The 12,199-nt window shown below is 64.1% G+C and carries 8 protein-coding genes and 1 tRNA gene; all 9 read left to right on the forward strand.

The features are described 5' to 3' along the window. Position 1: 1 nt before the first annotated feature. The 9 genes from hflC (at position 2) to AT699_RS09910 (ending at position 12,138) form a co-directional block, all read left to right on the forward strand. Positions 2 to 904 carry a protease modulator HflC gene (gene hflC, locus AT699_RS09870; RefSeq protein ID WP_024068353.1) on the forward strand — a complete coding sequence of 301 codons (903 nt, stop codon included), beginning with the start codon at positions 2 to 4 and terminating at the stop codon, positions 902 to 904. Positions 905 to 1,161: 257 nt separating this feature from the next. Further along, positions 1,162 to 2,319, forward strand: a complete 1,158-nt coding sequence (locus AT699_RS09875) for an ATP phosphoribosyltransferase regulatory subunit (protein WP_024068354.1) — start codon at positions 1,162 to 1,164, stop codon at positions 2,317 to 2,319. Between the two features lie 76 nt (positions 2,320 to 2,395). Continuing rightward, positions 2,396 to 3,691: an adenylosuccinate synthase gene (locus AT699_RS09880; RefSeq protein WP_006387864.1), complete on the forward strand. Its 1,296-nt coding sequence runs from the start codon at positions 2,396 to 2,398 to the stop codon at positions 3,689 to 3,691. Positions 3,692 to 3,774: 83 nt separating this feature from the next. Then, positions 3,775 to 4,317 (forward strand): phosphoribosyltransferase, encoded by a 543-nt coding sequence (locus AT699_RS09885; protein ID WP_006387865.1) that lies wholly within the window; start codon positions 3,775 to 3,777, stop codon positions 4,315 to 4,317. Between the two features lie 484 nt (positions 4,318 to 4,801). Next, entirely contained in the window at positions 4,802 to 5,014 is a 213-nt protein-coding gene (rpsU, locus tag AT699_RS09890; RefSeq protein ID WP_006218592.1) for a 30S ribosomal protein S21, read from the forward strand. A gap of 19 nt (positions 5,015 to 5,033) precedes the next feature. Next, the gene (gene dnaG, locus AT699_RS09895; RefSeq protein WP_058207277.1) at positions 5,034 to 7,097 is read left to right on the forward strand and encodes a DNA primase; all 2,064 of its coding nucleotides are present in this window, start codon (positions 5,034 to 5,036) and stop codon (positions 7,095 to 7,097) included. 782 nt (positions 7,098 to 7,879) lie between these two features. Further along, the gene (rpoD, locus tag AT699_RS09900) at positions 7,880 to 10,147 is read left to right on the forward strand and encodes an RNA polymerase sigma factor RpoD (protein WP_024068358.1); all 2,268 of its coding nucleotides are present in this window, start codon (positions 7,880 to 7,882) and stop codon (positions 10,145 to 10,147) included. Between the two features lie 7 nt (positions 10,148 to 10,154). Then, positions 10,155 to 10,233, forward strand: a tRNA-Ile gene (locus AT699_RS09905). A 762-nt stretch (positions 10,234 to 10,995) separates the two neighbouring features. Further along, the gene (locus AT699_RS09910; protein WP_006387913.1) at positions 10,996 to 12,138 is read left to right on the forward strand and encodes a glycosyltransferase family 4 protein; all 1,143 of its coding nucleotides are present in this window, start codon (positions 10,996 to 10,998) and stop codon (positions 12,136 to 12,138) included. Positions 12,139 to 12,199: the final 61 nt, after the last annotated feature.

Consider the following 12,199-nt stretch of genomic DNA (forward strand, 5'->3'; position numbering starts at 1 on the left):
CATGCAACGTCTTATGCCCATCCTGGTCGGCCTGCTCATCGTGCTGGCCGCCCTTTCTTCCTGCGTGTTCGTGGTGCGCGAGCGCGACTACGCCCTGGTGTTCTCGCTGGGTGAAGTGCGCAAGGTCATCAGCGAGCCCGGCCTGTACTTCAAGGCGCCGCCGCCGTTCCAGAACGTGGTGACGCTGGACAAGCGCATCCTGACCATCGAAACCAACGAAGCCGAGCGCATCCAGACTTCCGAAAAGAAGAACCTGCTGATCGACTCGTACGTCAAGTGGCGCATCGCGGATCCCCGCCTGTACTACGTGACCTTCGGCGGCAACGAACGCGCCGCGCAGGAACGCCTGCAAGCGCAGATCCGCGACGCGCTCAACGCATCGGTCAACGTGCGCACGGTGCGCGACGTGGTCTCGACCGAACGCGACAAGATCATGGCCGAGATCCTCACTAACGTGGCCAAGCGCGCCGAGCCGTTGGGCGTGCAGATCGTCGATGTGCGCCTGCGCCGCATCGAATTCGCGCCCGAGATTTCGGAATCGGTGTACCGCCGCATGGAAGCCGAACGTACCCGCGTCGCCAACGAGCTGCGCTCGATCGGCGCCGCCGAGGGCGAGAAGATCCGCGCCGAAGCCGACCGCCAGCGCGAAGTGATCGTGGCCCAGGCCTACGCCAAGGCCCAGACGATCATGGGCGAGGGCGATGCCGCGGCCGCCGCGATCTATTCGCAGGCCTACGGCAAGAACCCGCAGTTCTATACGTACTACAAGAGCCTGGAAGCCTACCGTGCCTCGTTCTCGAAGCCGGGCGACGTGCTGGTGGTCGACCCCAGCTCCAGCTTCTTCCAGTTCATGAAGGACCCCACCGGACAGGCGCTGGCTCCGGTAACCGTGCCCGCCAAATAAGGCCAGCGGCGCTCGCGCCAGCCCCAGGCCCCTTGGTTTTCCAAGGGGCTTTTTTCCGTCGGCGCGATGGGCGGGAGGGCAATCGGGGACGGTTACACGGTGGGGGATGGTCCGGCTGGCGCTGCTGGCTGAACCATGTACAATACCGCGTAAGCTAGAAAACATTCCGCAGCGGCTGAGCGGGCTTACGCCCCCTCAGCCGCTTTTTCGTTTGGGCGACGCCCACGCATCTCTAGGCGTTATTCAGGTAAACATTCATGGGTAACTGGTTGCTGCCCGAGAGCCTTGCCGACGTACTTCCGGCAGAGGCCCGGCGCATCGAGGAATTGCGCCGCGAACTTCTCGATCTGTACCGTACTTACGGCTTCGAGCTAGTCGCGCCGCCCCTGGTCGAGTACATCGATTCATTGCTGTCCGGCACCGGCAGCGATCTGGATCTGCGTACCTGCAAGCTGGTCGACCAGCTGTCGGGCCGCACGCTGGGCGTACGCGCCGACATGACTCCCCAGGTCACGCGCATCGACGCGCACTTGTTGAACCGCGCCGGCGTGACCCGCCTGTGCTACTGCGGCAACGTGCTGCACGCCCGCCCGGCGGACCTGCTGTCCAGCCGCGAGCTGCTGCAGATCGGCGCCGAGATCTACGGCCATGCGGGCTTCGAGGCCGACCTCGAAATCGTCCAGCTGGTGCTGGAAACCGTGGCCATTGCCGGTGTGCGCAATCCGCGCCTGGTGTTGTGCCATCCGGGCGTGCTGCGCGCCATCGTCGAATCCGATCCGGCCGCCGCCGCGGTGTCGCAGGACGTCATCCGGCTGATGCGCGAAAAAGACGTGCCGGGCCTGACCGAATTGGCCGCGCGCACCGCCGGCATGCGGGCCGAAACGCTCAAGGCGCTGCAACTGCTGCCCAAGCTCTATGGCGGACCCGAAGTGCTGAAGCGGGCCCGTCACGATTTGCCGCTGCTGCCCGGCGTCGTCGCGGCGCTGGATGCGCTGCAGGTGCTGGTGGATGGCATGGCCAATGTCGATGTGGGCGTCGACCTGGCCGACGTGGATGGCTACGGCTACCACTCCGGCATCAAGTTCGCGCTGTACGCCGAAGGCTGGCGCGATGCGCTGGTGCGCGGCGGCCGCTATGACGATGTCAGCCTGGCGTTCGGACGCGCGCGTCCAGCCACCGGCTTCAGTCTGGATTTACGCAAGCTGGCGGCGGGTTTGCCGCCGGCGGAACGGGCGCGTGCGGTTCGCGCGCCCTGGGGGCAAGCCCCCGCCCTGACCGAGGCGGTCCGCCGCCTGCGCCGGTCAGGGGAAATCGTCGTTCAGGTATTGCCCGGTCACGAGCAGGATCAGGACGAATTCGTTTGCGATCGCGAGCTGGCGCTGCAGGATGGCGCCTGGACGGTCAGAACGCTGTGACTAACTCCCTCTCGGCAACGAGAGGGCCGCGGGGAGATTTCCGGATTTCCCGAGAAACTCGATATTGATTCGTAACATGAGCAAGAACGTAGTCGTAATCGGCACCCAGTGGGGTGACGAGGGCAAGGGCAAGATCGTCGATTGGCTGGCGGAATCCGTCCAGGGCGTGGTCCGCTTCCAGGGCGGTCACAATGCCGGCCACACGCTGTGGATCAATGGCAAGAAGACGATTCTTCGCCTGATCCCGTCGGGCATCATGCATCCCGGCGTCACCTGCTTCATCGGCAACGGCGTGGTGTTGTCGCCGGAAGCCTTGCTCAAGGAAATCGAAGAGCTCGAGGCCGCCGGCCTGGACGTGCGTTCGCGTCTGCGCATCTCCGAGATCTGCCCGCTGATCCTGCCGTACCACGTGGCCGTCGACAAGGCCCGTGAGGCGCGCAAGGGCGATGGCAAGATCGGCACCACCGGTCGCGGCATCGGCCCGGCCTACGAAGACAAGGTCGCCCGCCGCGCCCTGCGCGTGCAGGACCTGTTCAACCCCGCGCTGTTCGACGAAAAGCTCGCCGAAGTGCTGGATTACCACAACTTCGTGCTGACCCAGTACCTGGGCGCCGAAGCCGTTTCGGCCAACGAAGTGCGTGATCAGGCCATGGCGCTGGCGCCGGCGATCGCCCCGATGGTCGCGGACGTCTCCAGCACGCTGTTCACCATGCAGCAGGAAGGCAAGCGCCTGCTGTTCGAAGGCGCGCAGGGCGCGCTGCTGGACGTCGACCATGGCACCTACCCGTACGTCACCAGCAGCAACTGCGTCGCTGGCGCCGCCTCGGCGGGCGCCGGCGTCGGTCCGCAGTCGCTGGACTACGTCCTGGGCATCACCAAGGCCTACACCACGCGCGTCGGCTCGGGCCCGTTCCCCACGGAACTGGTCGACGAGATCGGCACCCGCCTGGCCACCATCGGCAAGGAATTCGGTTCGGTCACCGGCCGTCCGCGCCGCTGCGGCTGGTTCGACGGCGCCGCGCTCAAGCGCTCGGTCCGCCTGAACGGCATCACCGGCCTGTGCATCACCAAGCTGGACGTGCTCGACGGCCTGGAAACCATCCAGCTGGGCGTGGGCTACCGTGTCAACGGTGAATTCCGCGACGTGCTGCCGTACGGCGCGCATGCCGTGGCGCAAGCCCAGCCGGTGCTGGAAGAACTGCCGGGCTGGAGCGAATCCACCGTCGGCATCACCGAGTACGACAAGCTGCCCGAGGCCGCCCGTCGCTACCTGGAGCGCGTGGCCGAAGTCTGCGGCGTGCCGATAGACCTGGTGTCGACCGGTCCCGACCGCAACGAAACCATTGTGCTGCGTCATCCCCTGAAGGGCTGACATCGGGTTATCATTCGCAAGGCCGCCGCCGGTCTCCTACCGGCGGCGGCCTTTTCGTATTTTCACGCAGGAGATCCTTGCCTATGAGCGCGCCAACCAGTGACGATAGCCATCTGTGGGTGACGTGGGACGACTACAACCGCTTGATCGAGCGCCTGGCCTTGCAGGTGCATCAGTCCGGTTGGGAGTTCGACAAGATTCTGTGCCTGGCGCGTGGTGGCATGCGCGTGGGCGACGTCATGTCCCGCATTTTTGATGTGCCGTTGGGCATTCTGGCGACCAGCAGCTACCGCGAAGCTGCGGGCACCAAGCAGGGCGATATGGATATCGCGCAGTTCATCACCATTACGCGCGGCACGCTGTCCGGGCGGGTGTTGCTGGTGGACGACATGGTGGATACCGGCAAGACGTTCATGAAGGTGTACGACCACCTCAAGAGCCAGTTCGCCGACATCACCGAATTGCGCAGCGCCGTGCTGTGGTGGAAGGGGCATTCCCAGGCGCAGCCCGACTATTACGTCGACAAGCTGCCGACCAACCCCTGGATCCACCAGCCGTTCGAGGATTACGACAGCCTGCGTCCGCACCAGCTGGAAGCCTGGATCCGCAAGGGTTCCAAGGGCTGAAGCCATACGGGGACGGATGGTCTGGCAATCCTGGCCGTCGATGCGCGGCATGATGGTGCGAGGGCAGGGCGCCAGACTGTTCCCCCGGTAGTCAAAATAGCCATGACCATGCTAGAATCGCTGGTTATCGCTAAACCGAACTTGGCTTGTTACTCTTTAGGTAGTCTTTGGGTAACGCAACCGGCCCTGGAGACTCTTGCCAGTCAGCAGCCAGCCGGCCCTAGAGCCAGCCGATTTTAGGACTTTAGCGCTGCAAGGCTCTTGGCGCTGGCGCCTGGAAGCAAGGAGTTCAGCGGGCAGGGAATCCTGTGCGCGGGGCTCTTGAACTCTTGGTCCGGACAGCATGCGCGATTACTATTGTCGCGTGCGTAGTCTGCGGCCTGAGCTTACAGGCGGTTCGCCGTCCGGAACCACGTGGCGTTGCTGGTAAGCAAGCCAGGTTTGTCATCAACTTTTGTTACCCTACAAGCAGGCCAATCACTTTATGCCTATCGTTCGACTGAAGGAAAACGAACCGTTTGAAGCCGCTCTGCGCCGCTTCAAGCGCACCATCGAAAAGACCGGTTTGCTCACCGAACTGCGTTCGCGCGAGTTCTATGAGAAGCCCACGGCCGAGCGCAAGCGCAAGCACGCCGCCGCTGTGAAGCGCCACTACAAGCGCATCCGTAGCCAGCAACTGCCCCCGCGCCTGTATTGATTTCTGATTCCAGAATCTATTGATTCCAGAATCATTCATCCAGGAATTACTCGCCCGGGTCGACGTCGTCGATGTAGTCGGGCGATACGTGCAGTTGCGAAAGGGTGGGGCCAACCTGCTTGGCCTGTGCCCCTTTCATAACGAAAAAAGTCCGTCGTTCACTGTCAGCCCCACCAAGCAGTTCTATCACTGCTTCGGTTGCGGAGCCCACGGCAGCGCCATCACCTTCCTGATGGAACACACGGGCGCCAGTTTCCCCGAAGCCGTGCGCACGCTCGCGGCTTCGGCGGGAATGACGGTCCCCGAAGAAAATCGCAGTCCGCGCCAGCAGCAGGAAACCGCGCGCCGCAAGGCCGAGGAGTCCCGCCATACGCAAGTGCTGGACGCCGCCCAGGCCCATTACCTGAAGCAGTTGCGCGCATCGCCCGCGGCGATCCGTTATCTGAAGCAACGTGGCCTGACCGGCGAGATCGCGGCGCATTTCGGCTTGGGCTGGTCCGGCACGGACCGGCACGGGCTGTCGCAGGTTTTTCCCAATTACGAAGATCCCACGCTGGTGGAATCAGGGCTTGTCATCGAATCCGAGGATGGCCGCCGCTACGACCGCTTCCGCGAACGGATCATGTTCCCGATCCGCAATGCGCGCGGCAGCCTGATCGGCTTTGGCGGCCGCATCATCGGCAAGGGCGAGCCCAAGTACCTGAATTCGCCGGAAACCCCGCTGTTTTCCAAGGGCCAGGAGCTGTACGGCTTGTGGGAGGCCCGCCAGGCGATCCGGCAGGAAGGGCAGGTCATCGTGGTCGAAGGCTACATGGACGTGGTCGGATTGGCGCAGCAAGGTATCGCCAACGCCGTCGCCACGCTGGGTACCGCGACCACGCCGGATCACGTCAAGAAGCTGCTGCGCACCAGCGACAAGGTGATTTTCAGTTTCGACGGCGACGGCGCGGGCCGCCGCGCCGCGTGGCGCGCCTTGCAGGCATGCCTGCCGGTGTTGCGCGACGACATCGCCATCCGCTTCCTGTTCCTGCCGAGCGAGCATGACCCGGATTCGTATGTGCGCGAACTGGGCGCCGAAGCCTTCCGCGCCTGCCTGGGCGAGGCGGTGGCGCTGTCGCGTTTCCTGCTGGACGAACTCGCATCGCGTCACAACATGGACGAGGCCGAAGGCCGCGCCAGCTGCCTGCATGAGGCCAAGCCCCTGCTGGCGTCGATTCCGGAATGCGCCTTGCGCGTGCAGATCGAGCGCGAGATGGCCAAGCTGGTGCAACTGACGCCCGAGGAAATGGCCCAGGTGCTGGCGCAGCAACCCGCCAAGCCGTTCGGCGCGCCGGCCAAGCCGGCGCCTGTCGAAGGGGGCGGGGGTGCCGCCGCGGCATTGCACGATGGCGCGCCCGCGGATGCCGGTTACGACTTCGGCGGCCATGACTTCCACGACATCCCGGCCGATGATGGCGAATACGTCGACTACGGCCAGTTTTCCTCGCCAAGCGGGGAGCAGGGCGGCGGCTGGAATGCCGGCGCGGGCAAGCAGGACTGGAAAGGCAAGGGCGATTGGAAGGGCAAAGGCGACTGGAAGGGCAAGGGTGACTGGAAGGGCGGCAAGGGCAACTGGAAGGGCAAGCGCGATGACGTTGGCGGTTTCGAAGGGCGCCGCACCATGCCGTCATTGGCCAAGCGTCTGTTGAGCCTGTTGCTGGCCCATCCCGAACTGGTGGACTCGATGGGGGACCAGCAGCTTGAAGTCATCGACCACGGCCCCCATCTAGGATTGGTAAGGGACCTGATCATGCTGGCCCAATCCAGCGGGGCGCGCCATGTCGGGGCCCTGTTGGAAGCCGCCGAGCCCGACTCCGATCTGGCGACGGTGCTCAAGGGGTTGCGGGTCGATATCCTGTCCCAGGAGGACCTGCCCGACCCGCAGACCGAGTGGGACGACGCGCTGCGGCGGATCGAATTCGATTCGGCCAAGGCGGAAATGGCCAAGCTGGCGGCATCTGGCCTGGCGACGGAAGAGGCGCGCAAGCGCTACCTGGAACTGTCGAGCCGCATGTTGGTGCTCAAGGGTGCCGGCATACGCTAAATGCGGTAAAATCAAGGGTTTTCCGCCGCGAAAGGTTGAAAAAGCGGTTGTGGCAAGAGCAGATGCGCAAGCGGCTGCAAGCAATTGGCGACGGTAGCGGTAGCTGTGACGCAGGCAACTGGGTCGGGCAACTGAGTCAGGCAACTGGGGCGGGCAACTGAGTCAGGCAACTGATACGGTCAGCTGAGAGGCGACTACAGCGTGGCCGCAGGAAGCGAAGTGACGGCAGGAAAAATGCGGCGCGCGGAATCTATTTGCGCCGCCTGAATCTAATAGTTTTAAGGTTTGACGAGCGGATCGGCCGAAGTTTTGGCGGATGGGCGGGGGCGGTACCGGATTGCCGGGAATCCCAGCCCATACGTGAAAAAAAGCGGATGAGTGCGTCAAATTTGTTACATAGTTAATTACTATAGCTGAGTGGTGAATCACGCAGTCCGGCGACGGTTATCTTCGCGTCGCGTCTGAGGTTTGGGTGCTGTGTCTATCCAGCTGCCAAGGGCAAGGCCCGCCAGGCAAGCAACGCCTATTTATAGGCAGACAGCCCCCCTCGATGCCCGAAGTCCGTCGCGGGATGAAGCCATGCACGCCAGGCGCCCAGCCGGTCACGGACCGCAATGACGCCAGGCGGGCTCGCAAGAGCCGGTGCTGCGAACAACGCAGCCGCAGGGTTTCCGCCGATTCACCAGTTTTACCCGCATGGATGCCGCGATGGGCCTTTGCCCGGCGGCGGTTTCATGCGGTGCAACATGCCCGAACGGGTTGCGACGACCACGGAAGCGACTATGACCAAATCCACCGGCAAATCCTCCTCTGCAATTGATGCGACCGACACGCTGGCCACCAAGGCCAAGCGCGTCGTCAGCATGGCGGCGGAAAAAGCGCCCGCCAAGACGGCGGTGAAGGTCGCCAAGCCTGCCGCGAAGACGGCCGCCAAGAAGGCGGCCGCCAAGACGGCGGCGGCGGACAAGCCCGAGAAGGTGACCAAGGCCCGCGCCAAGAAGGCCGAGGACAAGCTCGCCGACCTGGTCGGCAGCGCGCGCCCGGCCCCCAGCGGCCGCCGCCCGGGCCGCCCGGCCAAGAATGCCAACAACGATTCCGACGGTTTCGACGACACCATGGACGGCGAAGGCGAAGTCCTGCCGGACCTGAAGCCGCCCAAGCGTGGCGGCAAGCGCGGCAAGGCCGATCCCAAGGACCTGATCGCCCGCGGCCCCGTCTCGGCCGAGGAATATGAAGCGCGCCGCAACCGCCTCAAGCAGCTCATCAAGCTGGGCAAGGACCGCGGCTACCTGACGTACGGCGAAATCAACGACCATCTGCCTGACGACCTGGTCGACGCCGAAGCCATCGACGGCATCATCAGCACGTTCAGCGACATGGGTATCGCGGTCTACGACCAGGCCCCCGACGCCGAAACGTTGCTGATGAGCGAAAACGCGCCGGTCGCGTCCAACGACGACGACGTCGAAGACGAAGCCGAAGCCGCGCTGACCACCGTGGATTCGGATTTCGGCCGCACTACCGACCCCGTGCGTATGTACATGCGCGAAATGGGCTCGGTGGAACTGCTGACGCGCGAAGGCGAAATCGAAATCGCCAAGCGCATCGAAGACGGCCTGAAGCACATGGTCATGGCCATCTCGGCCTGCCCGACCACCATCAACGAGATCCTCGCCCACGTCCTGCGCGTGCGTGAAGGCCAGGCGCAGATCGACGAAGTGGTCGACGGCCTGGTGGATCCGGAAGACGGCGAGGAATACGCGGGCGCCGGTGTCTCGGCCGACGAAGACGAGAGCGACGACGGCCCCGCCGGCGGCATGTCCAGCAAGCAGCTGGAAGACCTGCGCGTGAAGGCGCTGGCCAAGTTCGACGAGGTCGGCAAGCAGTTCGACAAGATGCGCCTGTCGTACGAGAAGGACGGCTACAAGTCGGACATCTACGTGCGCGCGCAGGAGTCGATCCAGAACGAACTGATGGGCATCCGCTTCACCGCCAAGATGGTCGAGAAGCTGGCCGACACGCTGCGCAACCAGGTGGAAGAAGTGCGCCAGCTCGAACGCGCCGTCCTGCACACGTGTGTGGACCGTGCCGGCATGCCGCGCACGCATTTCATCAAGGTGTTCCCGGGCAACGAAACCAACCTGCAGTGGGTCGTCGACGAAGTGGCTGCCGGCCATCCGTACGCCGAAACGCTGGAGCGCCAGATCCCCGCCGTGCAGGAACTGCAGCAGAAGCTGATCGACCTGCAGACCCGCGTGGTGCTGCCGCTCAAGGACCTGAAGGACGTCAACAAGCGCATGGCCACCGGCGAAGCCAAGGCCCGCAAGGCCAAGCGCGAAATGACCGAGGCCAACCTGCGCCTGGTGATCTCGATCGCCAAGAAGTACACGAACCGCGGCCTGCAGTTCCTGGACCTGATCCAGGAAGGCAACATCGGCCTGATGAAGGCCGTGGACAAGTTCGAGTACCGTCGCGGCTACAAGTTCTCGACCTACGCGACGTGGTGGATCCGTCAGGCCATCACGCGTTCCATCGCCGACCAGGCGCGCACCATCCGTATTCCGGTCCACATGATCGAAACGATCAACAAGATGAACCGGATCAGCCGCCAGATCCTGCAGGAAACCGGCGCCGAGCCGGATCCCGCGACCCTGGCGCAGAAGATGGACATGCCCGAGGACAAGATCCGCAAGATCCTGAAGATCGCCAAGGAGCCGATCTCCATGGAAACGCCGATCGGGGACGACGACGATTCGCACCTGGGCGATTTCATCGAGGACACCTCCACCCTGGCGCCTTCGGACGCGGCGCTGCATGGTTCCATGCGCGACGTGGTCAAGGAAGTGCTAGACTCTCTGACCCCGCGGGAAGCCAAGGTGCTGCGCATGCGTTTCGGTATCGAAATGAGCACCGACCAGACCCTGGAAGAAGTGGGCAAGCAGTTCGACGTCACGCGTGAGCGCATCCGCCAAATAGAGGCCAAAGCGCTGCGCAAGCTGCGTCACCCGAGCCGGGCCGACAAGCTGAAGAGCTTCCTGGAAGGGCAGTAAGTTTCCTGGGCCTCTAGCTCATGCCTGGTTAGAGCAGCGGACTCATAATCCGTTGGTGCCGAGTTCGACTCTCGGGGGGCCTACCAAAGAACAATGCGGGTCTCGGAGCAATCCGAGGCCCGCTTTGTTTTCCGTGATGCAGCGGCGGTCCACCGCGCCATGTCGACAGGCGCCCGCATGGCATCGGTTTATCGTCGGGTGGCGGTTTTTCTGGTCGAAGGCGCGCGAAAGACCTGCACGCAAAAGACCTGTATTTTCTGAGCGCTGATTCCCGGTCGGCACAGACCGGGCCGGCATGGGCGGCACGTAGGACAGCGCTGATGACGATGCCTCGCGCAATGCGAGGGTGGAGCGCCCGTCGTCATTCCCCTATGGCTTTCCCCTCAATTCTCCCGCCATCGGCGCTGTTGCGGCCGACAGGCCCGCGCGGCGCAAGAGGCCGTTCGGCTTCTGGTTCCAACCCTTGTTGTCTGGGTATTGCTCCTTTCGTGCCAGCGCATGCCGGCGGCGCCACCTTGGACAGGAGGGGAGGAGTGGAATCAGAATGTTACGAAATTAGCAAAGAAATTAACAATAGTTAAAGGCATCGCCTAATTTGTCCCCTTTTGCCTGTCTATATTCCTGACCGATAGCTAAATTTCACAAAATGGCGTTTCAGTTGGTTTCGATGACCCGATAGCCTGCCGCGCAAGGATGCGCGACGGCCATCTTACCAAGCGCCGACCTGCGGATTCGAGATCCCGCTCATGCCGCCCCTGCCTGGGCGCCAACCGAGTCGGGCTGGTCCGGGGGCGGAGTTGCCACCGGGCGTCGCCAGTTGCGTCACGCTTTCCGGTCTTTTTATTTTCATGCAAATTCTGCACACGCTTTCTGGCTCGAACCTGGGTGGCTTGGAGTTCCGCGTCCTGGATCAGGCCCGCTGGCTGCGGGAGCAGGGCCACGCCGTGGCGATTGCCGCGCCGCCAGGAAGCGAAACCCTGAAGCTTGCGCGCAGTTGGGGATTGGCGACCATCGGCATGAACTTCCGTTCGCCGTATTCGTGGTCGGGCATGCTCAAGCTGCGCCGGCTCGTCAAGGATCTGCGCATCCAGGTCATCGATGCGCACGGCACGTCGGACGCCAAGGCGACCGCGCTATGCCGCGACCTGTGCTCGCTGGTACGGACCTGGCACTTCGCCCGCCCTCTGGGCACCTGCTGGCGGCGACGGCTGGAATGGCGCCTGGGCTGCCACCGCGTCATCACCACCAGCCAGGGGGGCGCCCAGGATATCGTCACGGCGGGCTTTGCCGCGCAGGACCGTATCAGTGTCGTTGGGGAATGGGCCGACCATGGCTTTTTCGTGGGCGCGGACAAGCTGGAGCGGCGCCAGGCGGCCCGGCGCGAGTTGGGGCTGGATCCGGCCGCGTTCGTCGTCGCGACCATCGGCATGCTGCGCCCGGACAAACGCCAGGAGGACCTGCTGCGCGTGGTGCATCTGCTGCGCCAGCGTGGGTTGCCGGCGCACGCCCTGGTGGTGGGCATGCCGACACGCGGCACCATGGCGTATGGCCAGAAACTGCAAGAGCTGGTGGCGGAACTGGGAATCGGCGGGTGCGTGACATTCGCCGGACATCGCGAGGATATCGCCAGTGTCATCCATGCCGCCGACGCGGTGCTGGTGCCGTCCGTCAACGAGGCCTGGTCCCGCGTCGTGCCGGAAGCCTATGCGGCGCGTTGTCCGGTGGTCGCCAGCGCGGTCGGGGGATTGCCGGAGATCGTTCACCCTGGCAGCACGGGTTGGCTGGCGCCGGTGGGTGACATCGCCGGTTTTGCCGAACGACTGGCGTGGATCTGGTCGCATCCGGAGCAGGCCGCCCGCATTGCGGAGCAGGCGCGGGCGTTCGCCGACCGTCACCTGGTACTGTCCCAGAAGATGGCCGAGACGTTGAGCGCTTACGAGGCCGCGATGGACGAGGCGAGGATGGTCAGGAGCGGGGCGGTGGCAGCCTGACGCGAGAACGACGTTCAGGAGTCTCGTGCGCGGCGGGAATCGGCCTTGCCGAGCCAGGCTG

It is taken from the genome of Achromobacter xylosoxidans (assembly GCF_001457475.1).
Classification (GTDB): Bacteria; Pseudomonadota; Gammaproteobacteria; order Burkholderiales; family Burkholderiaceae_B; genus Achromobacter; species Achromobacter xylosoxidans.